Genomic DNA, 24,877 nt, shown 5'->3' on the forward strand with positions numbered 1-24,877 from the left:
TCACAGCAACAGGCCGCCATCGGCGATGATCGTCTGCCCGGCGACATAGGCCGCCAGCGGCGATGCCAGAAACAGCGACAGGCCGGCCATGTCATCGGGATCGCCGATCCGGCCGAGCGGGATCGAACGGATGGTTGCTTCCCGGCGCTTGGGGTTGTCGGTGGTCACCTTGGTCATCTTGGTTGCGATCAGGCCCGGCGCGATGCCGTTGACCCTGATGCCATCGGGCGCCCAGGCCTTGCCCAGCGTCCGGGTCAACCCGGCGGCACCGGCCTTGGACGCATTATAGCCGGGGTTGCCGACGGTGGCGTGAAAGGCGGCGGTCGAGCTGATGATGATCAGCGAACCCTTTGCTTCCTTCAGCAGATCGTGGAATTGCCCCGCGCAGGTCATCAGGCTGTTGAGATTGACCTGCACCACCTTGGCGAAATTCTCCGGTTCGAACTCGGCCCGCTTGTACAGCACCATGCCCTGCGAGCAGATCAGCACGTCCATCCGTGTGAAACGCTGCCGCAGCGCGGTAATCGCGGTATCGTCGGCGGCGTCCAGCTGGTGATAGGCCAGGCCATCGAGATCGGACCCGTCCGCCTTGTCATAGTCATTCTCGCTGGCGCGGGTACCGGTGACATGGACCTCCGCGCCGCAGCCGCGAAAGGCCTGGGCGGTGGCATTGCCTATGCCGCTCGAGCCGCCGATGATGCAGACGGTCTTGCCGGTAAAGTCGAGGGACGTGTCGATCATGTTCTTCTCCTATGCAATTGACTATTGGCCGAGCATTTGCTGTTCGTCTAGACCCGCCGCACCAAAGGCATCGCACGGAGCATCATGATGGACATACCCTTTTCCCTGGCAGGCCGCACGGCGCTGATCGCTGGCGCCTCTTCCGGTTTCGGCGCCCGCTTTTCGGAACTGTTCGCGGCGGCCGGTGCCCGCGCGGTTCTTGGTGCCCGGCGGACGGACCGGACCGCTGAACTGGCGGACCGGATCAGGGCGTCCGGCGGGCAGGCGTTGGCTGTGCCGCTCGACGTCACCGACGAAGCCTCGATCATCGCCGCCTATGACGCCGCCGAAACCGAATTCGGTACCGTCGACACCATCGTTGCCAATGCCGGTGTTTCGGTTGCCGGTCGCTCGACCGACGTCGCGGCGGACCGGTTGCAGGCGTTGCTCGATACCAATTTCAAGGGTGTCTATCTGGTTGCCCGCGAGGGCGCGAAACGGCTGATCGCCAGCGGCAGCCGCGAAAAGGAAAATGGCCGGATCGTGATCATAGGCTCGATCACCTCGCGCCTGACCGGCGAAGGCGATAGCGCCTATGCCGCGAGCAAGGCCGGCGTGACCCATCTCTCCCGCAATCTTGCGCGCGAATGGGTGCGCCAGGGCGTCAACGTCAACACCATCCATCCGGGCTACATCCCGACGGAAATCCAGGGCGACTGGTACCAGACCCCGGGCGGCGAAGCCCAGATCGCCGGCTTTCACCGCAGGCGGCTGCAGGATATCGAATCGCTCGACCCGATGATGCTCTATTTCTGTTCCGATGCTTCGCGCATGGTGACTGGCTCGGACATCATCGTCGACGATGGCCAGTCGCTCTGACAGGCAGGCGGCCCCTATCCAAACAAAGGGTGCCGGGTCAAAAATAAACCTGTCATAGCTTGGCCATGGCAGAGGACATTCGCCCCAGCGAGGGCATTGATATTTCGGCAGATTCTGAATCTGCCTCCAGACGGCGAGCGAATTATGCGCTGGCCGTGATTTTCATCGTCACCATGCTCAATTTTCTCGACCGCCAGGTGATCTCGATCGTCGCCGAGCCGATCAAGCGCGACCTTGGCCTGTCCGATACCCAGCTTGGACTGATGACCGGCCTGTCCTTTGCCGTGTTCTACACCACGCTCGCGATTCCGCTGGCGGCACTGGCCGATCGCTGGAACCGCAGCCGGATCATCGGCATTGCCATCGCCGTCTGGTCGTTGATGACGATCCTGTGCGGTCTCGCCGGCAGTTTCATCCAGCTGTTTCTCGCCCGCGTCGGCGTCGGCGTCGGCGAAGCCGGTTCGGCACCGGCCTCGCACAGCCTGATCGCCGATCTGTTCCCGCCCGAACGGCGCGCCGGCGCGCTCGGGATCATGGGCGCAGCCGTTCCGGTCGGGGCCTTTCTCGCCTATGCCGGCGGCGGCTATATCACCGAAATGTTCAGCTGGCGGGCGGCCTTCATGCTGGCCGGCGTGCCCGGCATCCTGATCGCCGTGCTGGTCTGGTTCACCGTGCCCGACCCCCGCGGCAAGGTCAGTCTGGCCAAGGCCTTCCAGCCGACACCGGGTGAGATCACCCTGCGCGTGGCGCTGCTCGAACTGTCGCGCAAGCCGGCCTACTGGCATCTCGTGGCCGCCGGCATCCTGGTGCAGTTCATCTCCTACGGGCTGGCCAGTTTCTACGGTGGGCTGTTCGTCCGCGTGCACGGCATGGATTATGCCGAACTCGGCTGGAAACTCGGTGTATTGGTGGGGGTCACCGGTGGCTTTGGCGCCTGGTTCGGGGGCAAGGTCGGCGATATCATCGGCAAGCGCGACCCGGTGCTGCCGCTATTGGTCAGTGGCATCGTGCTTCTGATCGCCGCTCCCGGCATGATCGCTGCCATCTATGCCGGCAATGCCAATCTCGCCATCATCCTGCTCGGCTTCCCGACCTTCTCGGCAACCTTCTATTTCGGACCGAGCTTTGCGGCGGTGCAGATGCTGGCCAGCGACCGCACCCGGGCGATGGCCGTGGCCATCTATCTGATGCTCGCCGGCCTGATCGGGCTGGGCCTGGGACCCGTTTTCGTGGGCGGTCTGTCCGACTATTTTGCCGGCGGCGACCGCGCTCTGGAGGCCAGTGCGCTGCAAAAGGCGCTGGCGATCCTCGCCCTGTTCAATATCTGGGCGGGATTCCACTACTGGCGGGTCTGGGTGTGGATGAAGCAGAAGCGGATCTAGTCTCGCCGGTCACTTGCCGCCGGTGACATAGAGGCACTGGCCGGTCACCCAGCTGGACGCCGGCGATGCCATATAGACCACGGCCGCCGCAATATCCTCTTCCCGGCCGAAACGGCCCAGCGGGATCTGGAACTGCTTGAGCAGCGCCGCGCGTTTCTCCTCGGAATCGATGCCCATCGATTCGTCGAAATTCTCGGTCGGGATCGGCCCTGGCGCCACCGCATTGACCCGGATCTTCGGTGCCAGTTCCAGCGACAGGCTGGCGGTCAGGCTGTTCACCGCGGCCTTGGATGCACCATAGGGGCCATTCTTGACCTGGCCACCGAGCGCCGCGCGCGAGGAGATATTGATGATCGCGCCGCCGTCGTCGCCCATCTGCGCGGCGGCCGCCACGGCACCCATCCACACGCTTTTCAGGTTGAGCTCGATCTGCGCGTCCCAGCTGTCTTCCGGCGTCCGCGTCAGATAGCGCGGCGTACCGTCGGGCAGGCCGCCGGCATTGCTCACCCAGATGCTCAGCCGGCCCAGCTCCTCGACCGCGCGACGGGCGAGATTCTCCAGCGCCGTCCGGCTGGTCACATCGGTCGGCACCGCGATCGCCCGGCGACCCAGGGCGCGAATCTCGTCGGCTACCTTTTCCAGGTCACCCGCAGAGCGCGCGGCGACCGCGACATCCGCACCGGCTCCCGCAAGTCCCAGCGCAATCGCTCGTCCGATCCCCTTGCCGGCGCCGGTGACCACCGCGACTTCGCCGTCCAGTCTGAATTGATCCAGTATGCCCATCGGTTCACTCCTTGATCGGTCTGCTATTGATTGATTCGCTTGGCCGCTGCACGGCCCGCAATATAGCCGAAGGTCAGCGCCGGCCCGAGCGTACCGCCTGCCCCCGCATAGACGCTGCCGGTCGGCGCGCTGATCACGTTACCGGCGCCGAACAGCCCGGCGATCGGCTGGCCGTCGACATCCAGGATCTGCGCCTCGGCACTGGTTTTCGGACCGCCATTGGTGCCGAGCGCCCCCATGTTGATTTCCACCGCGTAAAAGGGCGCCCTCGTCAGCGCGCCGAGGGTTGCCGCTGCGCCGTTGCGCGAGCGGTCGCCATAGAAGCGGTCATAATCGGCCTTGCCGCGGCCAAAATCCTCGTCGTCAAGCCGCTCGGCGAGGCCGTTGAAGCGCTCGACCGTGGCGCCAAGACCGTCCGCATCGACCCCAATTTTTGCCGCCAGCGCCGCCAGCGTCTCCGCCCGCGCCACCCAGTCCGGCAGCGGCGTTCCGGGCATGAACGAAGCCAGCGGATAGCGCTCGCGATAGTGCGAATCGAAGACCAGATGGGCGGGCAGGTTGGGATAGCCATAGGTCGCCGGATCGAAGGCATGGAAGGCCCCGGCCAGCGCCGAATAATTGGCCGCCTCGTTGCAGAATCTCTTGCCCGCGCGGTTGACCATGATGCCGTGCGGCAATGTCCGCTCGATCAGCACCGGCATGTTGCGGGTCTCGCCGCTCTGCCACTGCGAGTCCGGGACTGCGAGCGTCGGGACCCACCACGCGCTGGTCATGTTGCCGAGGCCGGCGCCAGCGGCCATTGCCATCTTCAGGCCATCACCCACATTGGTCGGCGGCGACGCCGGCGCGTCCAGTGGCCCGCGCAGAAAGGCATGTCTCAACGCCTCGTTCCATTCGAACCCGCCGGTGGCGAGGATCACGCCCTGCCGCGCCGCCATGAACTTTTGCTCGCCGCCGCGATCGACGATCGCGCCGGTCACCCGGCCCTGCTCGACGCACAGCCGGTAGCCGCCGCAACCGAGCAGCGGTTCGATGCCGCGGTCGAGACAGGCCTTGAGCAGCCGCCCGACCAGCGCCTGCCCCCAGCCGCGCAAATCCTGCTTGGCCCGTTGCTGCAGGGTCGCCGGATCGACCATCCCGCTGCTGCCGCCGAGCGGTGTCTCGCGCAGCATCATCCGCGGTGCAGGCCCATTCTGGAAGACCCGGTCCTGCCATGCACCCAGCGTCTTGAAATCGAACAGTTCATTGTCCAGCGACCGTCCGCCATCCGCCTTCGCGCCGGGCCGCTCGCCATAATAATCCGGATAGTCCGGCATCATCGTCAGCGCGAGCGCGCCGAGGCCGGTGAGGAAGGCGTGCATCTGGCGGGCCTCGGCGGCAAAGGCGCGCAGCACCGCTTCGTCCATCTCGCCATGGTCGAGCGAGCGGAAATAGGCTTCTGCGTCGGCGGCGCTGTCGGTCTTGCCGGCCGCCGCCATCTGCTCGTGATCGGGCAGCCAGACCACACCCCCGGAAATCGCCGCGGTGCCGCCCAGCCGGTCCTGCTTTTCGATCAGCCGGACCGAGGCGCCCGATTCGTGCGCGGCCAGCGCGGCGGCAAGGCCTGCTGCCCCCGCACCGATGATCAGGACATCCGCCTCGCTGTCGGTCATGGTGCCTCTCCCGCTTATCAATCCGGGAGGAGACTAGGGCCTTGCGGATGTCGTCACAAACCGCACTTTGGATAGCGGGCCGCGTTCAGGCGGCGATGCTGCCGGGCTGCACCGGTGCCGGCAAGCCGGTCTCCTCCAGGCAATTGGCGCGCAGCGTGTCGATGTCGGGACCGAAGTTGAATGGCCCGTCCGTCTCGACAATATTCTCTGCCATCTCCCTGCGCAGGCTCTCCGTCGCCGGACCGTCGACGCTGCCGTCTCCGGTGATCACCACCCCATAGTCGCGCGCGCCCTGAACGGTCACCAGCCCCTGGCGGATTTCCAGCGCCACCAGTTCGGGATCGCGCTCCAGCGGATTGCCCCAGCCGCCGCCGCCCCAGGTGATGAAGTGGAGCAGATCGCCCTCGCGCACCTCGATGCCGTCCTGCTTGTTGCCGACCACTTCCTTCGAACCATCGGCCCGCTCCAGGATCTTGGTTGCCCGCTCGCCCGGCTGGCCGCCGTTGACGCCCCAGGGATAGGTGAACCAGCGGTCGTCGTGGATCGCCACCGTGCCCGGTTCGAGGAAGCAATAGGTCATGTGGATGCCGTTGCCGCCGCGGAACAGGCCGGCCCCGCCGCTGTCGGGCTTGGCCTCGTAGCGCTCGATGCGCAGCGGGAAATATTTCTCGAGAAACTCGTTTGGCACGTTGGTGAAACCGGGCCACAGCGAATGGCCATCGGGTCCGTCACCAAAGGGCCGTCCGGGAATGCCGCCAAAGCCGATCTGGAACAGCTGGAACCAATCGCCCGACTTGTCGAACCCGGAATACATCAGGTGCGGACTGGAAGAGAATCCGGCACCGTTGAGGAATTCGGGCTGGCGCTGGCCGAGCAGGCCGCCCAATATGTCGAAAATCCGGCCCAGCGCATGGGTGCGGCCGGCGAGCGCGGCGGGATATTTCGGCTTGAGCAAAGAGCCTTCCGGAATCCGCACGTCGACCAGATCGTAGAAGCCGTCGTTGAACAGGATCTGCGGGTCGAACACCATGATCATGTAGATGCCGAAGAACATCTTGAACATATTCTCGTTGAGATAGAAGTTGATCGAACTCGGCGCCTGCGGATCGGTGCCCTCGAAATCGAGGATCACCTTGCCGCCCTCGCGCCACATCTTGCAGCTGATCTTGTACGGACCAAAGCCGACCCCGTCGTCGCAGATATAGTCGGTGAAGCTGACCGGCTCCTCGCCGATGCTGGTCTCGATCAGATGCTTCATCGCCCGGTGGTTGCGCGCCAGCAGCAGATCGGTGGCGCTGGCAAATTCGTCCTCGCCGAAACGCGCGCACATCTCGTCGACGCGGCGGGCGGCGACCCGGCAGGAGGCGATCAGCGCGTTGAGATCGGCGGCGCACCAGTCGGGCTTGCGGCTCTGGTGCAGCACGACCTTGACCATCTCCTCGTTATAAACGCCCTTCTGGTAGATCTTGACCGGCGGAATCCGCACGCCTTCCTCGAACACGCTCTTGCTGTCGATCGGGATCGAGCCTGCGACCTTGCCGCCGATGTCGGACTGGTGGCCGAACATCGCGGTCCAGGCGACCAGCCGGCCGCCGCGATAGACCGGCAGCAGCACCAGCCAGTCGTTGTTGTGGCTGACCGCGCCCTCGCAGCTGTAGGGATCGCTGAGAAAGATCATGTCGCCCTCCTCGATGGTGCCGGGATAGGCACGCAGGAAGCCATCGATGAAGCTGCCGAACTGGCCGACGACCATCTTGCCCTGGCGGTCGGCGATCAGCGGAAAGGCGTCGCCCTGTTCGCGGATACCGGGCGACATTGCGGTGCGCACCAGCGTCGCGTCCATCTCGATCCGGGCGTTGCGCAGGGCATTTTCCATGATGTCGAGCGTGACCGGGTCGACCGCGACCTTGTTGAACGGAGCGCTGTTGGTTTCGATGATCTGTGCGGGCATGTTACGCTCCTTCCGACAGGTTGATGATCAGGTTGCCGTGCGCGTCGACCAGCGCCTCGCAGCCGCTGTGCACCAGCGTGGTGCTGTCCATTTCGGTGACGATTGCCGGCCCGGCAATGCGGTTCCCGGCCTTCAGCAGCGCCCGGTCATAGATCACCGCATCCTGCATCCTGCCGTCCATGTAGAGCTGGTGATCGCGGGTCTTTGCGCCCGACGGGTCGGTATCGCCCTTTTCGATCACCGGCGGCGCAACGTCGGCCGACTTGCCCAGCGCCACGGCGCGGACATTGACGATCTCGTGCGGCGTCTCGTCGAGGTTGAAGGTGAACAATCGCTCGTGCTCGGTATCGAAGCGCGTGATCAGGCTCCCGATCGACAGGCCCTCCGGTTCCACCGACAGCGGGATTTCGAAGGCCTGCCCGGCATAGCGGATATCGATCTCGTAGAGCAGTTCGATATCCCCCGGGGCAACCCCTTCGATTTCCAGCTCCTGCTTCACCTGCGCGCCGAGACTGTCGAGATAGCTGGTCAGCTCGCTGTCGCTGGTGTTCTGTACCATCTCGTTGAAGCTGCGCTGGGTCTCGACCCGCTGCCTCGTGGTGGCGTCGCCATAAGCGCAGAGCACGCCAGGCGAGGGCGGGATGATCACCGGCCAGCTGTTCATCAGCTTGCCCATCGCGTTGGCGTGCAGCGGTCCGGCGCCGCCGAAGCCCATCAGCGCGAATTCGCGCGGGTCATAGCCCTGCTGCACCGACACCAGCCGCAGCGCGCCGAACATGTTCTCGTTGACGATATCGATGATCCCGGCCGCCGCCTCCATCAGCTCGATGCCGAGCGCATCGGCAATCGTCTGCACGGCGTTCTGGGCCCCCTCGCGGTCGAGCGTGAAGCTGCCGCCAAGCAAGGATTCGGGTAGATAGCCAAGCACGACATTGGCGTCGGTCACGGTCGGCAGCTCGCCGCCCTTGCCATAAGCCACCGGTCCGGGCACGGCGCCGGCGCTTTCCGGCCCGACCCGCAGCGCCTTGGTCAGTTCGGGGACGAAGGCGATCGAGCCGCCACCGGCGCCAACCGTCTTGACGTCAATCGACGAGGCGCGGACATTGAGATCGCCAACCGAGGTTTCCCGCTGCAACCGCGCCGAACCATTTTCGATCAGCGCCACGTCGGTCGAAGTGCCGCCCATGTCGAGGGTCAGGACATTTTTCACATTGGCGCTTTTAGCCACCCAGACCGCACCGGCAACGCCGCCGGCCGGCCCGGACATCAGCAGGTTGACCGGCGCTTCCGCGCTTTTCTCGGCCGACATCAGGCCGCCGTCGGAGCGCAGCAGGTTGAGCTTGGCCCTGGTGCCCCATGACGCCAGTTCCTTTTCCAGATTGCCGACATAGCGGGCGACTGCCGGACGGACGGCGCTGTTGGCGACGGTGGTCAGCGCGCGCTCATATTCCTGCATCTCCGGCAGGATGTCGGAGGAAATCGAAATCGGGATATCGGGAAAGACTTCCGCGCAGATCGCGGCGACCGCTTTTTCGTGCCGGCCGTCGACATAGCTGTTCATCAGGCAGATGGTCAGCGCCTCCACTTCTTCCGATGCCTTCAATATTTCCAGCCGCTTGCGCATCTCGGCCTCGTCCAGTTCACGAACGGTGTTACCCTTCGCATCCATCCGCTCGGGTGCCTCGATCGTCCGCTGCAGCGCCGCCATCGGTTCCGGCTTGGGCCAGATGATCCAGGCGGCGAGGCCGCCCGGCACCAGGCTGCGGGCAATCTGCATCAGGTGGCGATGGCCCTCGGTGACGATCAGTCCGACCTTGGCGATCTTCTTTTCCAGCATCGCGTTGGTCGCCACCGTGGTGCCGTGCAGGAACAGGTCGATATCCTGCGGCGCGATATTCTGGCGTTCGCAGAGGCCGCGGGCGCCGTTGATCACTGCCTGGGAGGGGTCGCTCGGGGTCGACGGGACCTTGTCGCGGAACGTCTGCCCGCTGGCTTCGTCAATCAGCAGCAGATCGGTAAAAGTTCCGCCGACGTCGACACCCAATCGATACCCCATAGTTCACTCTTTCTGTTGTGTAACGGTCATTCAGGCTTCGGCCCTCGCGACCAGTGATGGCAGCGGACGCCCCATGACGCCGGCGAACCACTGGTTGGCGGCGATCGCCTTGCGCAGATCAACGCCATTCCCGACGCCGGAGCGGTCGAGCAGGTTGATCAGGTCCTCGGTCGCGATATTGCCGGTGGCATTGGGCGCGAACGGGCAGCCGCCAAGGCCGCCGAGGCTCGAATCCAGCGTCTCGACGCCGGCTTCGAACGCGGCCCAAGCATTGGCAATGCCGGTGTTGCGGGTATCGTGAAAATGCGCGCGCATGGTGATATGGTCGGGCAGCAATTCCTTCAGCCGGCCAAACAGGTCGGTGACCTGCGCCGGAACGCCAATGCCGATCGTGTCGGCCAGCGCGATTTCCATCGGGTCCTCGGCGGCCATTTCCTCGGCAATGTGCATCACCGTCTCGGGGTCCACCGACCCCTCGAACGGGCAGCCGAAGGCCGCCGAAATGGTGACCTGGGCCTTCAGTCCCTCGGCCTTGGCAAAACGGATCATCTCGCGATTTTCCCTTATGCCTTCCTTGATGGTCTGGCCCTGATTCTTCTGTCCGAACGTGTCGCTCGCCACCACCACGCAGCCGGCCTCGTCGATGCCGCGCTTGTTGCCTTCCCGCGTCGCCAGGCCGCGCAGCACGCCCCGCTTGTTCAGGCACAGGCCGATATAGGAGACATCCTTGCGGTCGGGCAGTCCGGCGATCACCGCTTCGGCATCGGCCATTTGCGGGACGCGGCCGGGATGGACAAAGCTGGCCACCTCGATACGGGTGACTCCGGCATCCAGCATGCGGCTGATCAGGCCCAGCTTGTCGGCCGTGGAAATGATCTCGGATTCGTTCTGCAACCCGTCCCGGGGACCGACTTCGAGTATGGTGACCGCTGCTTGATTGGTGCTGCTCATATAAATTGTATACAATCCTGTTGGTGCTTTGTATAGGAGAAACCATGATGCGGGAGTATTTTTCATGACGCAAGGGGCGTTGACGGGATTGAGGCTGATCGAAATGGGTCAGCTGATAGCGGGGCCGTTCTGCGGTCAGCTGATGGGCGACCATGGCGCCGAGGTGATCAAGATCGAGCCGCCGAAAGTCGGCGACGCGATGCGCAGCTGGGGGCAGGGAATCCCGCTCTGGTTTTCGGTTGTCGGCCGCAACAAGAAGTCGATCACGCTCAATTTGCGCGAAAAGGAAGGCCAGGCAATCGTCAAGCGGCTGGTCGAAAAATCCGATTTCCTGCTCGAGAATTTCCGCGCCGGCACGCTGGAAAAATGGGGTCTGGATTACGACACGCTGAGCGCCATCAACAAGGGGCTGATCATGATCCGGGTGTCCGGTTACGGCCAGACCGGCCCCTATTCGCATCGCGCCGGCTATGGCGGCATCGGCGAGGCGATGGGCGGCATGCGCTATATCATGGGCGAACCCGACCGCCCGCCCAGCCGCGCCGGCCTGTCGATCGGTGATTCGCTCGCCGCCACCTACGCCTGCCTCGGCGCCCTTATGGCGCTGCAGCACCGGCACATGACCGGCGAGGGGCAAGTGGTCGATTCGGCGATCTACGAAGCGGTGCTCGCCAATATGGAATCGACCGTCGCCGAATATACGGTCGCTGGCCATATCCGCGAACGGACCGGTTCGATCCTGCCGAAAATCGCGCCCTCCAACGTCTATCCGACCAGCGACGGCAGCGTTCTGATTGGCGGCAACCAGGACAGCGTCTGGAAGCGGATGGCAGCGATGATGGGCCGTCCGGAACTGGGTGAGGATCCGCGCTACGCCACCCATGTCGCGCGCGGCGAGAATCAGGCCGAGCTCGACGAGCTGATCATGGCATGGACCCGCAACATCGCCAGCCAGGACCTGCTGGACCTGTGCGAGGAACATGGCGTGCCCGCCGGCAATGTCTATCGGGCGCCTGAAATGCTGGCCGATCCGCATTTCCAGGCGCGCGAGGCGCTGGTCAGGGTCGATCACCCGCAGCATGACAATTTCGTGATGCAGAATGTCGCCCCGAAGCTTTCGAGGACGCCGGGGCATATCGACAGCGTCGGGCCCGAGCTCGGTGCCCATAACGAAGCCATTTACGGCGAGTTGCTCGGCATGGACAGCAAGACCATGGCGGATCTGGAGAGCCGCGGGATCATCTGACCGTCAGGCCGCGTCGCTGTCCCTCGTGGCCAGGCTGAAGCTGTGAAACGCGCGGCGGATGTGGCTGGTCATCACCGCTCCCGCCCAGTCCTGGTCGCGTGCCGCGAAGGCGGCGATCAGCTCGTCATGATCCTTGGCAGACTGGATCAGGTCCTCGCCGGAATATTGATTGGCGGTCCGCCGCACCACCGGCTGTTCGACCAGCGCCGGCAGCAATTTGCTCAGCCGCGGCGACTGCGCATATTCCAGGATCAGGTCGTGAAATTGCCGGTTGGCTTCGAGAAAGGTGCCGACATCCGGCATGGCCCTGTCGACCGCTGCGGTGAGCAGGCCGTTCACCTCGCGCAACCGAGCCAGGCCGCCCCCATCCATGCGCTGCGCCGCGCGCTCGGCGGCATGGCATTCGAGCATCGCCCGCAGCGCGAACATTTCGTCGATTTCGTCGTCGGACCAGTCGGCGACGGACAGCCGCTTGGAGGCGCTGCGCACCAGCAGCATCTCGTTCTCCAGCCGTTGCACGGCATCCCGCACCGGTGTCCGCGAAACCCCGGCAATCTCGGACAACCGCTCCTCGGTCAATTGCATACCCGGCCGCGCCTCACCGTACAGGATGAAGCTGCGGATTTTTTCGTAGGCGGTGTCGGATGCGCGGCTCATGAACAGGCTATTGGCGGAATAAACCGCATTGGGCAAGTCATCCGGCATAGCGGCAGTTTCCGCTTGACGCAGAGCAATTGTATACAATAGAAGGAGAGGAGGGAGTTTTAACATCATCATGCCCGAACCGATATTGCAATGAAGCGGATAAAGGTCATCGTCCCCATCCCGATGGATGACGCCGGCGTGGCCGCCCGCGCGCAACAATTGCCGGCAGATTTTGTCCGGTCCGGCTTCCAGCCCGAATTTGTTGCGGTGCCCTGGGGCGCGGCGCTCGGCGACAGCTATCACGATACATTGCTGATGGACTGGACCGTGTTCCAGGCCGGCATCCTGGCCGAGGAAGAGGGCTATGCCGGCGTGCTGATCGACACGGTCAGCGACAGCGGCCTGCGCGCGCTGCGCTCGCGACTCAATATTCCGGTTGTCGGTCCCGGCGAGGCGGCCTTTGCCGCGGCGATGATGCTCGGCAAGAAATTCACCGTGCTGACCATGTGGCCGGAATGGTTCCCGCTCTACGAGAAGACGCTGACCGAATATGGCTGGTGGGAACGGGTCGCCTCGCTGCGCTCCATCGAGACCCGGCCCGACGTCACCGAACTGCTCGCCGGCAAGGAAGAGGTGATTTTCGACAAGCTGAAGGAAGAGGCGATGCTGGCGATCGAGGAGGACGGGGCCGATGTCATCGTCCTCGGTTCGACGACCATGCACCAGTCGGCCCGATATCTCGCCGACCATCTGCCGATCCCGGTGCTCAATCCCGGACAGGTCGCCTATAAATTTCTCGAGACGCTGATCGAACTCGGGCTGACCCACAGCAAGAAGGCATTTCCGGCTCCCGAAGTGCCGAAAGACGCGGATATCCGGAAGGGATAGTATTGATGACGGACTGGACTCCAGGGATGACAGGACAGGTGGCGCTCCCCTATCCCTTCTACATCGACATCGTCACCAAGCGCTATTTCGACGGTGTCGACAACAAGAACATGACCCAGGTGCTCAACTGTTTCGCGCCCGACGCGATCCTGCACGAGGCGACCTCGGACACGATTCACAAGGGCCGCGACGCGATCGAGGCGATGTTCACCAAGCTGTTCGCCGACTTCGAGCAGATCTGGCACGGCAATTTCGTCCACACCGCCGATCCTGACAGCAACGCGATCTGCTCGCAGTTCACCGTGCTGATCACCCCCAATGGCGGCGAGCAGCTGCGCTACGAGAATTGCAACCGCTTCTACTGCAGGGACCGATTGTTCCAGCATGTCTTCGTCTACATGAGCGGCGACAATCTGCTGAAAGAGGGAGACGCCTGATGCAATATGAACCCGGCCTCTCCCGCGCAGAACTGATCGAACTGGCGACGAAAACCTATTTCGGCAATGTCGATGCCAAGAACATGGACGCGGCGCTCGACTGCTTCCACGACGGCGCGCTTTTCTGTGTCCAGACCGCCTTCACCCGGCACAGCGGCAAGGATGAGATCCGCCGCATGTTCGAGGATTTTTTCGGCGCCTACGAGACCATCGTCCACCGCGACTTCACCTGCACCGTCGACGAAGCCAATGGCCGGATTGCCGCCAGCTTTGTCGCCGAGCTGACCGACGCCGATGGCGGGGTCACCCTGCTCAACAACACCAATTTCTGGAGAGTTTTGAACGGCAAGTTTCAGGAAGTCTACGTCTATATGAGCGGAGCCAACGTGCTCGTTTAACCGATATTTGACGGGTCAAAAGGCCCGCGGATCATTCCATCAGGGAAGGAAGAAAAATGCGTCGCATCAAAACAGCACTTTCACTATCGGCAGGCGTCGCCGCGCTGCTCGGCTTCAATCCCGCAACCGCCCAGGTCGGCGGCGAACAGGAGGCGAGCGGAAGCAACGACGCCGATGTCATCATCGTCACCGCGCGGCGGCAGAACGAACTGCTCGCCGATGTTCCGGCGTCCGTCACCGTGTTCACCGAAGACATGCTCGACCGCACCGGCGTCCAGCAGGCCGACGAATTTGTCCAGCTGACCGCCGGCGTCACCATCGTCAGCGGCACCGCCGAAGCGGGCGACACCCAGATCAATATCCGCGGCATCAATGGTGCGCGCGACGCGGAAAGCTCGGTCGCGCTGGTCGTCGACGGTATTCTCAAGACCAACACCGCCCAGCTCAACCAGGACCAGGGCACGCTGCGCCAGATCGAAATCCTGAAGGGGCCGCAGGGCGCGCTCTACGGGCGCAACGCCGCGGCCGGCGCGATCGTCGTCCAGACGCTGAAGCCGGGCGATACGCTGGAAGGCGGCATCAAGGTCAGCGCCGCCCAGGACCAGACCTACAAGGCATCGGCCTATGTGTCGATGCCGGTGGGAGAGAGCGCGGGGCTTGTGCTGTCCGGCTCCTACAACACCACCGACGGTTTCTACCGCAACAGCTTCCTGAACAATGCCAAGGTGGTTGATGACCAGGAAACATGGTCGGTCGACGGACGGTTTGTCGCCCAGCTGGGTGACGCAACCGAAGTGGACGTCAAGGCCCGCTATGCCGATCTGACCGGCGCCTCGATCAACTTCAACGCCGCCTTTCACCTGCCCAATTTTGCCGCTGTCGACCCGGCCTTTTTCGAGGACGTCAACGATCATCCGTTCAACTATTATTCCAATATCCGGCCGACCAACGACCAGACCACCTTTGAAACCTCGGTCAAGCTGACCCATGAATTCGAAGCGATGACGCTCACCGCCTGGGCATTGTACAGCGACGTCGACCAGTCGCTGACCGCCGACGGCACATCGGCGGACTTTGCCCGCTACACCTTCCCGGGCGCCACGCCGGCCTCGGTCGCGGCCTCGAACAGCTGCTTCGCGTCGACCGCGGCGCTGACCGGTTTTCCGCTCAATGCGCCGACCTTCATCGGCAACAACCCGATCCCGTTCATTTTCGATCCGGTCAATGGCTCCACCTTCGGCCCGTACAGCCCGGCCACCTGTGACGGCACCCAGTATCAGATCCGCAACCAGACCGACATCAGCGCGGAGCTCCGGCTTGCCTCCAACGGCGACGGCCCGCTCAACTGGCAAATCGGCGCCTATTATCTGAACATTGACCGTGACGTGGGCATCAGCCTGGGCGCGGATCTCGGTCAGGGCATCATCCGCGAACTGTACAATGATCCGAGCAGCAGTAACCCGACCTCGCAGCTGTTCTCCGACAATTTCAATACCAATGTCTACGCTGCCTTCGGTTCGGTGGACTATGAGGTCGCCGACAATTTCGACGTCAGCCTCGCTCTGCGCTACGATATCGAGAAACGGGAAGTGTCGAACCGCGTGCCGCTGGTCCTCGACCCGATCACCGGGGGGCCGATCAATCCGGGCCAGACCGCTGGCGCGATCCCCGACCAGCAGCAGACGTTCAAGGAACTGCAGCCAAAACTGTCGCTGCGCTATGGCCTGACCGACACGCTCAACTTCTACGCCAACTGGGGAATCGGCTTCAAGTCGGGCGGATTCAACAACCAGGGCTCGGCGGCCATTGTCGATCAGAATTTCAACCAGTTCATCGGCACCAATATCCTGATCAACGATATCTACCGCAAGGAGACCTCCAGCGCGTTTGAAGCCGGCTTCAAGGGATCGGCGGCGAATGGCAGGATCACTTTCGATCTGGCGGGCTATTATACCAAAGTCGACGACATGCAGTTTTTCGAGTTTTTCGTCGGCTCCTTCGGTTTGCTCCGCGTCGTTTCGAATATCGACGAGGTCGAAATCTACGGCCTTGAATTCAACGCCAACGCCGAAATTGTCGACGGCTGGGATATTTTCGGATCGGTCAACCTCACCGAGAGCGAGATCAAGGAGAATGCGTCGCGACCCTATACCGTGGGCAACAAGTCGCCGCATACCGCCGACTATACCATCAACCTCGGCACCCAGATGGTTGCCCCGATTGCCAGCAGCTTCGATCTGGTGATGCGCGCCGACTACCGGATCACCGGTCCGACCTGGTTCCACACGGTTCAGGACGATACCGGCCCCACATTGTTCAGCGGCCTGTTGCCGGGGTCGGCGCTGGGGCTGCCGGCCTTTGTCGGCGACAATGACACGTCGATCACCCAGCGCGACGCCTATGGGGTTCTCGACCTGCGCTTCGGCCTCGAGGGCGAGAACTGGAACGTGACCGCGTTTGCCGACAACATGCTCGACAGAAAATATCTCAACGAGGTGATCACCGCGGTCGAATTTGGCGGGTCCTTCATATCGCCGGGTAGTCGCCGCCGCATCGGTGTCGAGGTCGGCTATAAATTCTGACGGGGGCATGGAATGTCCTGCGCCGGGGTGCTGGTCAGGCCTAGATGCTTGAGCGCGCCGCCGGCGAAGCCGGCAGGCCGGTGTCTGCCGCGAACAGCTGTTCATAGACCTGGATCGTCCGGTCGGCGATCGCGTCCCACTGCGGGTATCGGTCCCTGGCGACCCGGAACATGTCGGGATTGGCATGGGCCCGGTGCAGTGCGCTGGCCATGCTGTGAATGTCTCCGGGATTGAAATAATGCTTGGAATCAAGCCGCAGGTCGCGGTTTTCGGGCAGGTCGCTCAGCAGCACCGGACAGCCGAAGCTGATCGCCTCGAGCAGGGTGTTGGAATGGCCTTCGCGGATCGAAGGGTTCACAAAGAATCGCGCACCCTGATAAAGTGGCGCCAGTTTCGATCGGGGCAGCGCGCCCAGCATCACGATCCGGTCATCGTTGAGGGCGCTGATCTGTCGCCGCCGGGCGTTTCTCCCCCACCTGCCGACAATCACCAGCTTCACCTGCGGATGGCGCTTGGCAAATGTCCGGAAGGCGGTAATCAGGCTGTGAACATTTTTCTTCTGCGAAATCTGCCCGACGAACAGGATATAGTCGCCGCTTATCACAGGCCCTGCGCCTTTCTGCAGGCGTTCCGGCCTGTCCAGCGCATTGCCGATGACATGGTTGGTTCTGCCCTTGTGCGGCGGCGGCAATTTCCTGGCCAGCGCCGGCGTCAGGGCAATGATGCTGTCTGCCCAGCGCAACTGATATTGCGCGCATCGCATCGCCCATTTTCTCGGCCCGGTCCATGGATGGGCGTCGCAGTCGGCGCCATAGCGGACCACCGTCTTGCAGCCGATCAACTTGTAGGCGAGCAGCAGGGCAGCCGATTCCAGTCGCGCGAAATGGACGATGTCAGGCCGCATCCGGATCGCCTTGAACAGGGTTGCCGCGGCATAGAGCCAACGGTCGATTCGACGGATGCCGAACGAGGGCGCGCGCCACAGGGCAACGCCACGATATTCGCCGGTTTGCAGAAACGGCCGCATCCCGGCGATGCATATCCTCCAGCCGCGATCAGCAATCAGGGGAAACAGCCGCTCGGCATGTTTTTCCACGCCACCCTCGACTTCGGGAACGCCGCGAACGCCGACGACCAATATCGTTTTCATTGCCTCCCCCCTGTTGCCGGTGTGATTGACCGACCTATCGCGCCAACAGGGTTAAGAAATCCAATTTTCACCCCCCGGTTTGGCCGGTTAAGATAAATATCCGGCTCGACAGCCCTCTCCGGCGTTCGAAAGGGCGCGAGATATTTTGCCGTGCGGCCTGGATTGGGCTATGCGATGCGGAGCAACGCAGCAAATCAGGGAGCGCCAGCGATGAGCGGGAACAGTCGACACCGTTCAACAGGGGAAGCGGCCGACCGGCTCAGACCTCCACCGGCGTTCGTTCGCAAATTTCTCGCCCTCGATCCGCGGCGCGTGGAATTCCGGGTCCGCGGGTTTGATCTGGCGGACAAAAGCCACGAACAAAGACTGGAATCGATCGGCAAGGCCTTCCTGCGCGGCTATAATCTTACACTTTCCGCCCGCTCGTTCGACCAGTTTACCGACGCCATGGCGCAGGAAACCGACCTGCTGCGCGGTTTCTTCGTTGAGGGTGGAGCGATGGGCTGCGCGCTGGTCGACAGCCTGCCGCTTCGCAAACCGATGCTGCCCCGCTACCTGGCCCTCTACGGCGCGCAATATCCGATCCTCGTGCATGCGGGCGTTGGCCTGACGATCTCGAAGCTGTCCTGGCGGGAAAAGGGCATATTGGCGGAATTGGACCCGTTCTACCGCTGGCTCGCCTATGACGGCCTCGGCTATCACAACATGTATTTCGAACCGGAAAAAACGCTCACCGGGCCAAAGCGCGTTCTGGAGGGCTATGCGTCGCGCGCCTATGACCAGGGGGCCGGGCGGGGCATCTGGTTCACCAGCGGTGCCGATGTCGAAAAGGCCGCCGCCACCATTGCTGCGATGGACGTGGACCGCCACGCCGACCTCTGGGCCGGTGTCGGTCTCGCGCTATGCTATGCAGGGCCTGGGGGATCGCAGGCTTTCCTGGATGCCAGGGATCTGTCCGCAGGTTCCGCTGCCGATATGGCAACCGGTGTGGCCATCGCCTGCACCGCGCGGGTAAAGGACGATTCGCTCCTCCCGGAAACGCGCGAAGCCATTGCAGCCTTATGGGGCATCAGCCCGGAAGCGCTGGCGGAACGGGTTGAAGCGATCCGCCAGACCGTGTCGGAAACAGCGCAAGCCGACGGTTATGGAGCATGGCGAGTAGCCATTGCCCAGGACTTTTCGGGGCGATGATCCTCGCTAGCTTGCCAGTGCTGTCCTTTTCACGGACGGTTGGCTAGCGCCCGCCGGCAGGCATAGGTACCGTCGGCTGAACCGGCGTGTTGCCGTTGGCCCGCACGGCCGCCAGGTTTTTTTGCGGTCCGCCAGCATTGTCATTCTCGCCCCGGTCGGGGTTCGATCGGAAATATTTATATCCGGCATAGGCCATGGCCCCGAAGGCAGCTAATTTCAGCATGATCTTTCCTTTTCTGGTTACGGGAATCAACGTGCCATCCGGGGGAAGGTTCCTTGGTGTCAGGTTCACGTCCCCGCGCCGCGCGCGGTTGGCGACGTCAGGTTCAACCGGTCCCGGACCGGCTGCCAGAAGCGGGGCAAGTCACTGTTTCGATGCGGCCAGCAAATGGTCGCGCAATTTGATCAGGTCGCGCTGCAGGCGGACGAAGGATTCCTGATCCAGTCCCGTCGCCGCTATCACCGATTCCCGGCCGCAGAAGGCCTTGTCGAAAATCGCCTTGCCCTGAGGGGTAAGGCTGATTCGCACCTGGCGCTCGTCGCGCGTGTCTCGCTGGCGGGTGACATAGCCCGATGCTTCCAGCCGCTTCAGCATCGGCGTGAGCGTGCTGGACTCGAGAAACAGCGTTGCGCCCAGTTCGCCCACGGTTTGGTCGCTCTGCTCGTTGAGGGCAACCAGCGTGGCATATTGCGGATAGGTGAGACCGAGCTCATCGAACAGCGGCTTGTAGGCCTTGCTGAAGGCCAGGTTGGTCGAATAGACGGCAAAGCAGAGAAAGTCCGGCAGCGAGGCAGCGAGTTCGCTGCTGGACGAGATTTCTTGTTCTTCCATAGGTCGGGCTTTTCCTTTTGCGTGTTCCGAATGGTCACCCCGATATAGATCGCAAACGATATAATCGCAAGCGATTGACAACGGGACGGCGAATCGATATATATGTCGTGTACGATCTAATCGTGCCCTATCTAAAGGAGGTGCTTCATGATTGCTCACGCCCGCAAACTGGCCATCGCAGCGCTTGCCGCGACAAGCCTGGCAACCGCAGCCCACAGCCAGGCAGAACAAACCGTTCCCGACAATCCGTCCGTCCGCAACGTCGTGCTTGTGCACGGCGCCTTTGTCGACGGGTCCGGTTGGCGCGGGGTCTATGACGATCTCACCGCGCGGGGCTATCGGGTCAGTATCGTCCAGAACCCGCTCACCTCGCTGCAGGACGATGTCGCAGCCACCACCCGCGTTCTCGATCGCCAGACTGGTCCTGCCATTCTGGTCGGCCACAGCTGGGGTGGGACGGTGATCACCGAGGCGGGTACGCATCCGAAGGTCGCCGGCCTCGTCTATGTGGCCGCCCTGGCCCCCGATGCCGGCGAGACGACCGCCCGGCAATATGAAGCCTATCCTGCCGCAAGCGAGTTTGCCATCGACGTGACGCCGGATGGCTTTGGTGTGGTGCGCCCGGACCGGTTCCAGTCCGTCTTCGCCGCCGACATGGACGACGCCGATGCAGCGTTCCTGAGGGATTCACAGATTCCCGTCAACATGGCGGCCTTCGAGACCCGCCTGACCAAGGCTGCGTGGCGCACCAGACCGAGCTGGGCGATCATCCCGGCTGACGACCGCGCCTTCGGCGACGGCATGCTGCACGGCATGGCGCGCCGGATCGGTGCAACGATCGTTGAAGTCGCCGGCAGCCATGCCGCCTTCATCACCCAGGCGGCAGCTGTCGCTGACGTGATCGACGGTGCCGCGCGCCAGATCTCGCAGCCGGCGAAACCGGCCAACTGACCACCACCACCACCACGACTGACAACAAGGAGAAATATCATGGCATATGTTACCACCACCGACGGCGTCGAAATTTTCTACAAGGACTGGGGCCCCAAGAATGCCCCTCCGATCATGTTTCATCACGGTTGGCCGCTCAGCGCCGACGACTGGGACGCGCAGCTTCTGTTCTTCGTCGGCAAGGGCTATCGGGTCATCGCCCATGATCGCCGGGGCCATGGCCGGTCGGCGCAGGTGTCCGAAGGCCACGACATGGATCATTATGCGGCCGACGTTGCTGCGGTGGTCCAAGCGCTCGATCTGCGCGACGTCGTCCATATCGGTCATTCCACCGGTGGCGGCGAAGTCGCGCACTATGTCGCGGGGGCCGAAGCCGGCCGGGTCGCGAAGGCCGTGCTGATCGGCGCGGTGCCGCCGATCATGCTGAAGACGGAGGCCTATCCGAACGGATTGCCAATGGATGTGTTCGACGGCTTCCGCGCGTCGTTGGCCGCGGACCGGTCCAGCTTCTACCGCGACCTTGCTTCAGGCCCCTTCTACGGCTTCAATCGGCCGGGCGTCGAAATGCTGCCGGCAGTGGTCGACAACTGGTGGCGGCAGGGCATGATGGGCAGCGCCAAGGCGCATTATGACGGCATCAAGGCCTTTTCCGAGACGGATTTCACCGAGGATCTCCGCGCAATCGCGGTTCCGACCCTGATCCTGCACGGCGATGACGACCAGGTGGTTCCGATTGACAACAGCGCAAAACTGGCGATCGACCTGCTCCGCAAGGGCGAACTCAAGGTCTATCCGGGCTTCTCGCATGGCATGGCCACCGTCAATGCCGATGCGATCAACGCCGACCTGCTGGCCTTTGTCGAGCGCTGAGCGGGCGGCCGATCCAACGATTTTGCTGTCGCCAGAGGGACAGCAACGGGCGGGGCAGCCGCAAGCTGCCCCGCCCGTCCTCTGGATTCTAGGCTGCGTCCCTGATCTCGCGCAGCGTTACGTCGAAGGACAGGTCCTCGCCGGCAAGCGGGTGGTTGCCGTCGGCCTTCACCGACTGCTCACCCACCGCCACGACGTAGAGCGTGACCGCGGAACCGTCGGCCTGTTGCGCCTGCAGCGCCATACCCGGCTGCGGGTCTGCTTCGGGCGGCAGGTTTTCGCGGGGAATATCGATGACCATCTCTTCGCGCCGGGCACCAAAGGCATTGTCGCACGCGATTGCGACCGTTTCCTGATCGCCAACCGCCATGTCGGCCAGCTTGGCTTCGACCTGGGGAAAGATCGCGCCGTCGCCGAGCTTGATCGCCTGGGGACCGGATTCCTTGGTATCTCCGACGACCCTGCCATCGCCGGTCCGGACGGAATAGTCGATTACAACCGTATGACCTTGTTTCGCATTCTGCATATTCATCCTTTCTGAAGGGGGAAACGGCGTCTTGCCACCGTCTTGAAACAGCGCGTCCCTCGACGCGCGATGGCCCAATTGTCGCAAACGCGAGCCCGCTAGTCAAACACAGTCTTTGCCCGTCGCCGGCCGGACGCGGCCGAGCGGGCCGCAAAACCGGCAGTTTGCCGCGGCCTGGCAACTTCTGTAAATCGGGAGATCAAGGGCCGGAGGAACGGCGTCCATCGGGTCCTGTTTGCGCCGACTGGGCGGCAGGACCCCGATACTGGTGCGCGACGCAGTCTGAAGCGAACAGTGCTCACCACTTGCTTTCCCAGAAAAACGGGAAAATAACGGGAGAAGCTCGCAAGATGCTGCCGGCGATGAGACGTAAACCCGCGGATTCTCAGGGACTTTCGGTTGACGCGGGCAAAATCCCGGGAATATAAACGGGAACTCCAAAAGGCATAAACGGGAATCGGCACGTGGTAAATGGGATTGGACAAACGAGTAGATGGGAATTGAGTAGCCCTCCAGCATGACTGGCAAGACATTCAACCGGCGCCCCAGGCCACCAAGGCAACGCAGCGACTATCGAAATGTTGCGGACCTCGGGGATCACCCCGAACCGATCGAGATCGAACCCTTTTGTCTAAGGCCGGATCAAATTGCTAACCTGCAATCCGTCCTTGGCAAACGTGCGGACAACGATCTCGATTTGGGTGTATGGCTGGAACATATCGCCAGCCAGTATTTGTGTTGGCGAAAGCAGCCCCAACCATCGAAAAGTGTAGCAAAATTCCAGATCGAACTTCTGGCGCATCTTGCCCGGAAGCTGGATGACCAACAGGCAAGTGAAGATCAGGTCAGGCAGGATATGATGCAGAGCGTGATGGGCCTGAACGGCCTGGCACATTCCATGCTGTGGTATGCTATCGAGAATCATTCCGACTGGCCGAATATCATTGCCGGGCTTGACGTGGCGGGAGGCAAGACAGCCTTTGAATATCTAACGCAGGAAGACATCGACCTGACGTTCATCGGCCAATGTGCACAATCGCTTTTACCCGTCAGCAGCAGGGGCGACTATCCCGACATGGATTTGGCACTAACAGTGCAAGACCTCGTCGCTTTTTACGAAAAGTACACCGGTGGATGGGCGACCTATTCGACCTTGGGCAAGCGGAGGAACAAGAGCAATGAACCGGGCAGTGCGCCGGCATCGGCATGTAGTCTGTTTACTATCGCATTTTTTGGGATTGTTGACCCCCGCATGGCGCCGTCAAAGCCGGCAAACTCGCTGAAGAAATATCTTTCAAGCAGGCGCTCTCGATCCACACCAAGCCAGGGACCGGCGAGGCACGTGCCCAATCTATTACGACCCTGAAATTCAGAAATTGCATACTCGAGAATGCTTCATCAATCATGATTGGAGCATTTTAATGAAACCAAGTACCGACATTGCCGCACTCGAGTTGGTGTATCTCTCCCCAGACTGTATCAAGCCCTACTCCGATAATCCGCGAGCACATCCCGATCAGCAGATTTCGATGATTGCGACGAGCATCGAGACATTCAACTTCAACAATCCTGTACTGATAACGCCCGATCATATGCTGATTGCCGGTCATGGCAGGCTACTGGCTGCCCAGCGTCTCGGCGTCGACGCAATACCAGCGATCATCCTGCCGCATCTAAGCGAGGCCGAGCAGCGAGCCTATCGTATCGCTGACAACGCCATCATGCTCAAAGGCGAATGGTCCCTCGAGTTGCTGGCCAGCGAGCTGGAATTTGTAACTCGGGTCGCGTTCGATATTTCGCCCGATGCAATTGGGTTCGAGACAGGCCAAATAGACTTTATCATTGGCCGAAATTCAAATGACAGCGAAGGCGGACTTGATGCTGACGAAGAAATTTCTGACCCTGATCGCAGCGAACCACCTGTTTCACGACCAGGCGACATCTGGCGCATCGGCCGACACTCGGTAATTTGCGGAGATGCCCGAAGCCCGGACGTATACGAACAACTGCTTGGAGGCAAAAAGGCCGATGCGGTGATCAGCGATATGCCTTGGAATGTACCCTACTCCGGGCATATCGGCGGCCTTGGCAACGTCCATCATGAAGAATTCATGATGGCGTCCGGCGAAATGAGCAGCGCAGAATTTAGCGGCTTCATGCAGACGGTTCTCGAGCAACAAGCGTTGGTCTCAAAGCCGGGCGCCCTCCATTTCCAGTTCATCGACTGGCGGTCTGTAGCTGACATGATCCGTGCCGGCGAAGGCGTCTATGATGCGCTTGTGAACCTGTGCGTATGGGTAAAACCAAACGGTGGAATGGGCAGCCTTTGGCGTAGCCGTCACGAGTTGGTCTGCGTGTTTCGGACAAAGGGCGGCAAGCACCAGAACAACGTAATGCTGGGCAAGCACGGTCGCAACCGGACGAATGTCTGGGAATATGCTGGGGCCAATAGCTTCCGTAGCGACCGGATGAAAGACCTTGAAGCGCACCCGACCTGCAAACCGGTCGACATGATCGCCGATGCAATCATGGACTGCACCAACCGCAATGACCTGGTGCTTGACGCTTTCCTCGGCTCCGGCACCACCGTCATGGCTGCCGAGCGCACAGGCCGAACCGGGTTGGGCATTGAGCTTGACCCGCACTATGTCGATGTCGCCATCCAGCGTATTGCCGAAGTGACAGGATCATTGCCGATACTAAGCGATGGCCGCTCATACGACGAGGTGCGATCAGACCGAGCGGCCGAAGCTCAAAATGCTTCCCACAACGAGCGGGAGACATGAA

At 62.3% G+C, this 24,877-nt stretch carries 23 protein-coding genes; 12 read left to right on the plus strand and 11 right to left on the minus strand.

The features are described 5' to 3' along the window. On the minus strand, positions 1-738 hold the full coding sequence (locus V7650_RS10810) for an SDR family NAD(P)-dependent oxidoreductase (RefSeq protein WP_335656299.1): 738 nt from the start codon (positions 736-738) through the stop codon (positions 1-3). A gap of 87 nt (positions 739-825) precedes the next feature. On the opposite strand from V7650_RS10810, the gene V7650_RS10815 reads away from it, so the two are divergent. Beyond that, positions 826-1,599, plus strand: coding sequence for an SDR family NAD(P)-dependent oxidoreductase (locus V7650_RS10815; protein WP_335656256.1), 774 nt, complete (start codon positions 826-828; stop codon positions 1,597-1,599). A 65-nt stretch (positions 1,600-1,664) separates the two neighbouring features. Then, positions 1,665-2,981: a spinster family MFS transporter gene (locus V7650_RS10820; protein WP_335656257.1), complete on the plus strand. Its 1,317-nt coding sequence runs from the start codon at positions 1,665-1,667 to the stop codon at positions 2,979-2,981. Between the two features lie 9 nt (positions 2,982-2,990). On the opposite strand, the gene V7650_RS10825 is transcribed toward V7650_RS10820, so the two are convergent. From V7650_RS10825 to V7650_RS10845, 5 genes are all read right to left on the minus strand, one after another. Further along, positions 2,991-3,764 carry an SDR family NAD(P)-dependent oxidoreductase gene (locus V7650_RS10825; protein WP_335656258.1) on the minus strand — a complete coding sequence of 258 codons (774 nt, stop codon included), beginning with the start codon at positions 3,762-3,764 and terminating at the stop codon, positions 2,991-2,993. Positions 3,765-3,787: 23 nt separating this feature from the next. Continuing rightward, positions 3,788-5,416: an FAD-dependent oxidoreductase gene (locus V7650_RS10830; protein ID WP_335656259.1), complete on the minus strand. Its 1,629-nt coding sequence runs from the start codon at positions 5,414-5,416 to the stop codon at positions 3,788-3,790. Positions 5,417-5,501: 85 nt separating this feature from the next. Beyond that, entirely contained in the window at positions 5,502-7,367 is a 1,866-nt protein-coding gene (locus tag V7650_RS10835; protein ID WP_335656260.1) for a hydantoinase B/oxoprolinase family protein, read from the minus strand. A gap of 1 nt (position 7,368) precedes the next feature. Next, on the minus strand, positions 7,369-9,423 hold the full coding sequence (locus V7650_RS10840) for a hydantoinase/oxoprolinase family protein (RefSeq protein ID WP_335656261.1): 2,055 nt from the start codon (positions 9,421-9,423) through the stop codon (positions 7,369-7,371). A 30-nt stretch (positions 9,424-9,453) separates the two neighbouring features. Next, positions 9,454-10,374 carry a hydroxymethylglutaryl-CoA lyase gene (locus V7650_RS10845; RefSeq protein WP_335656262.1) on the minus strand — a complete coding sequence of 307 codons (921 nt, stop codon included), beginning with the start codon at positions 10,372-10,374 and terminating at the stop codon, positions 9,454-9,456. Positions 10,375-10,438: 64 nt separating this feature from the next. Between V7650_RS10845 and V7650_RS10850 the strand changes: the two genes are divergently transcribed. Further along, positions 10,439-11,620: a CaiB/BaiF CoA transferase family protein gene (locus tag V7650_RS10850; RefSeq protein ID WP_335656263.1), complete on the plus strand. Its 1,182-nt coding sequence runs from the start codon at positions 10,439-10,441 to the stop codon at positions 11,618-11,620. 3 nt (positions 11,621-11,623) lie between these two features. Here V7650_RS10850 and V7650_RS10855 read toward each other — a convergent pair whose 3' ends face one another. Next, positions 11,624-12,325: a GntR family transcriptional regulator gene (locus tag V7650_RS10855; RefSeq protein WP_335656264.1), complete on the minus strand. Its 702-nt coding sequence runs from the start codon at positions 12,323-12,325 to the stop codon at positions 11,624-11,626. Positions 12,326-12,415: 90 nt separating this feature from the next. Here V7650_RS10855 and V7650_RS10860 point away from each other — a divergent pair, with 90 nt between their 5' ends. Genes V7650_RS10860 through V7650_RS10875 form a run of 4 tightly spaced genes read left to right on the plus strand, consistent with a single transcriptional unit; the run spans position 12,416 to position 16,570 of the window. Then, the gene (locus tag V7650_RS10860; protein ID WP_335656265.1) at positions 12,416-13,153 is read left to right on the plus strand and encodes an aspartate/glutamate racemase family protein; all 738 of its coding nucleotides are present in this window, start codon (positions 12,416-12,418) and stop codon (positions 13,151-13,153) included. A gap of 5 nt (positions 13,154-13,158) precedes the next feature. Then, positions 13,159-13,590, plus strand: coding sequence for a nuclear transport factor 2 family protein (locus V7650_RS10865; RefSeq protein ID WP_335656266.1), 432 nt, complete (start codon positions 13,159-13,161; stop codon positions 13,588-13,590). Further along, on the plus strand, positions 13,590-13,988 hold the full coding sequence (locus V7650_RS10870; protein ID WP_335656267.1) for a nuclear transport factor 2 family protein: 399 nt from the start codon (positions 13,590-13,592) through the stop codon (positions 13,986-13,988). Before V7650_RS10865 ends, V7650_RS10870 begins: the two co-directional genes overlap by 1 nt. A 56-nt stretch (positions 13,989-14,044) precedes the next feature. Then, positions 14,045-16,570: a TonB-dependent receptor gene (locus V7650_RS10875; protein ID WP_335656268.1), complete on the plus strand. Its 2,526-nt coding sequence runs from the start codon at positions 14,045-14,047 to the stop codon at positions 16,568-16,570. Between the two features lie 40 nt (positions 16,571-16,610). Here the strand turns inward: V7650_RS10875 and V7650_RS10880 are convergent, their stop codons facing one another. Further along, positions 16,611-17,720, minus strand: a complete 1,110-nt coding sequence (locus tag V7650_RS10880; RefSeq protein ID WP_335656269.1) for a glycosyltransferase family 4 protein — start codon at positions 17,718-17,720, stop codon at positions 16,611-16,613. A gap of 210 nt (positions 17,721-17,930) precedes the next feature. On the opposite strand from V7650_RS10880, the gene V7650_RS10885 reads away from it, so the two are divergent. After that, the gene (locus V7650_RS10885; RefSeq protein ID WP_335656270.1) at positions 17,931-18,911 is read left to right on the plus strand and encodes a DUF1702 family protein; all 981 of its coding nucleotides are present in this window, start codon (positions 17,931-17,933) and stop codon (positions 18,909-18,911) included. A gap of 43 nt (positions 18,912-18,954) precedes the next feature. Here the strand turns inward: V7650_RS10885 and V7650_RS10890 are convergent, their stop codons facing one another. Both V7650_RS10890 and V7650_RS10895 read right to left on the minus strand, forming a co-directional pair. Beyond that, a complete protein-coding gene (locus V7650_RS10890; RefSeq protein ID WP_335656271.1) occupies positions 18,955-19,134 on the minus strand; it encodes a hypothetical protein in 180 nt (59 codons plus the stop codon). Positions 19,135-19,275: 141 nt separating this feature from the next. Further along, the gene (locus tag V7650_RS10895) at positions 19,276-19,743 is read right to left on the minus strand and encodes a MarR family winged helix-turn-helix transcriptional regulator (protein WP_335656272.1); all 468 of its coding nucleotides are present in this window, start codon (positions 19,741-19,743) and stop codon (positions 19,276-19,278) included. A gap of 147 nt (positions 19,744-19,890) precedes the next feature. Between V7650_RS10895 and V7650_RS10900 the strand changes: the two genes are divergently transcribed. Beyond that, positions 19,891-20,694, plus strand: coding sequence for an alpha/beta fold hydrolase (locus V7650_RS10900; RefSeq protein WP_335656273.1), 804 nt, complete (start codon positions 19,891-19,893; stop codon positions 20,692-20,694). Between the two features lie 39 nt (positions 20,695-20,733). After that, positions 20,734-21,564: an alpha/beta fold hydrolase gene (locus V7650_RS10905; RefSeq protein WP_335656274.1), complete on the plus strand. Its 831-nt coding sequence runs from the start codon at positions 20,734-20,736 to the stop codon at positions 21,562-21,564. An 88-nt stretch (positions 21,565-21,652) separates the two neighbouring features. On the opposite strand, the gene V7650_RS10910 is transcribed toward V7650_RS10905, so the two are convergent. Continuing rightward, a complete protein-coding gene (locus tag V7650_RS10910; protein WP_335656275.1) occupies positions 21,653-22,090 on the minus strand; it encodes an FKBP-type peptidyl-prolyl cis-trans isomerase in 438 nt (145 codons plus the stop codon). A 517-nt stretch (positions 22,091-22,607) separates the two neighbouring features. On the opposite strand from V7650_RS10910, the gene V7650_RS10915 reads away from it, so the two are divergent. Both V7650_RS10915 and V7650_RS10920 read left to right on the plus strand, forming a co-directional pair. Then, the gene (locus V7650_RS10915) at positions 22,608-23,456 is read left to right on the plus strand and encodes a hypothetical protein (protein ID WP_335656276.1); all 849 of its coding nucleotides are present in this window, start codon (positions 22,608-22,610) and stop codon (positions 23,454-23,456) included. Positions 23,457-23,511: 55 nt separating this feature from the next. Next, positions 23,512-24,876, plus strand: coding sequence for a site-specific DNA-methyltransferase (locus V7650_RS10920; RefSeq protein ID WP_335656277.1), 1,365 nt, complete (start codon positions 23,512-23,514; stop codon positions 24,874-24,876). Position 24,877 lies beyond the last annotated feature (1 nt).

It is taken from the genome of Parasphingorhabdus sp. (genome assembly GCF_036964565.1).
In the GTDB taxonomy this organism is placed as follows: domain Bacteria; phylum Pseudomonadota; class Alphaproteobacteria; order Sphingomonadales; family Sphingomonadaceae; genus Parasphingorhabdus.

Bases quoted from the DNA above. Each gene is read 5' to 3' on its own strand.
- V7650_RS10815 (WP_335656256.1), top strand. From the start codon at position 826: ATGATGGACATACCCTTTTCCCTGGCAGGCCGCACGGCGCTGATCGCT.
- V7650_RS10820 (WP_335656257.1), top strand. From the start codon at position 1,665: ATGGCAGAGGACATTCGCCCCAGCGAGGGCATTGATATTTCGGCAGAT.
- V7650_RS10825 (WP_335656258.1), bottom strand. From the start codon at position 3,764: ATGGGCATACTGGATCAATTCAGACTGGACGGCGAAGTCGCGGTGGTC.
- V7650_RS10830 (WP_335656259.1), bottom strand. From the start codon at position 5,416: ATGACCGACAGCGAGGCGGATGTCCTGATCATCGGTGCGGGGGCAGCA.
- V7650_RS10835 (WP_335656260.1), bottom strand. From the start codon at position 7,367: ATGCCCGCACAGATCATCGAAACCAACAGCGCTCCGTTCAACAAGGTC.
- V7650_RS10840 (WP_335656261.1), bottom strand. From the start codon at position 9,423: ATGGGGTATCGATTGGGTGTCGACGTCGGCGGAACTTTTACCGATCTG.
- V7650_RS10845 (WP_335656262.1), bottom strand. From the start codon at position 10,374: ATGAGCAGCACCAATCAAGCAGCGGTCACCATACTCGAAGTCGGTCCC.
- V7650_RS10850 (WP_335656263.1), top strand. From the start codon at position 10,439: ATGACGCAAGGGGCGTTGACGGGATTGAGGCTGATCGAAATGGGTCAG.
- V7650_RS10855 (WP_335656264.1), bottom strand. From the start codon at position 12,325: ATGCCGGATGACTTGCCCAATGCGGTTTATTCCGCCAATAGCCTGTTC.
- V7650_RS10860 (WP_335656265.1), top strand. From the start codon at position 12,416: ATGAAGCGGATAAAGGTCATCGTCCCCATCCCGATGGATGACGCCGGC.
- V7650_RS10865 (WP_335656266.1), top strand. From the start codon at position 13,159: ATGACGGACTGGACTCCAGGGATGACAGGACAGGTGGCGCTCCCCTAT.
- V7650_RS10870 (WP_335656267.1), top strand. From the start codon at position 13,590: ATGCAATATGAACCCGGCCTCTCCCGCGCAGAACTGATCGAACTGGCG.
- V7650_RS10875 (WP_335656268.1), top strand. From the start codon at position 14,045: ATGCGTCGCATCAAAACAGCACTTTCACTATCGGCAGGCGTCGCCGCG.
- V7650_RS10880 (WP_335656269.1), bottom strand. From the start codon at position 17,720: ATGAAAACGATATTGGTCGTCGGCGTTCGCGGCGTTCCCGAAGTCGAG.
- V7650_RS10885 (WP_335656270.1), top strand. From the start codon at position 17,931: ATGAGCGGGAACAGTCGACACCGTTCAACAGGGGAAGCGGCCGACCGG.
- V7650_RS10890 (WP_335656271.1), bottom strand. From the start codon at position 19,134: ATGCTGAAATTAGCTGCCTTCGGGGCCATGGCCTATGCCGGATATAAA.
- V7650_RS10895 (WP_335656272.1), bottom strand. From the start codon at position 19,743: ATGGAAGAACAAGAAATCTCGTCCAGCAGCGAACTCGCTGCCTCGCTG.
- V7650_RS10900 (WP_335656273.1), top strand. From the start codon at position 19,891: ATGATTGCTCACGCCCGCAAACTGGCCATCGCAGCGCTTGCCGCGACA.
- V7650_RS10905 (WP_335656274.1), top strand. From the start codon at position 20,734: ATGGCATATGTTACCACCACCGACGGCGTCGAAATTTTCTACAAGGAC.
- V7650_RS10910 (WP_335656275.1), bottom strand. From the start codon at position 22,090: ATGCAGAATGCGAAACAAGGTCATACGGTTGTAATCGACTATTCCGTC.
- V7650_RS10915 (WP_335656276.1), top strand. From the start codon at position 22,608: ATGACTGGCAAGACATTCAACCGGCGCCCCAGGCCACCAAGGCAACGC.
- V7650_RS10920 (WP_335656277.1), top strand. From the start codon at position 23,512: ATGAAACCAAGTACCGACATTGCCGCACTCGAGTTGGTGTATCTCTCC.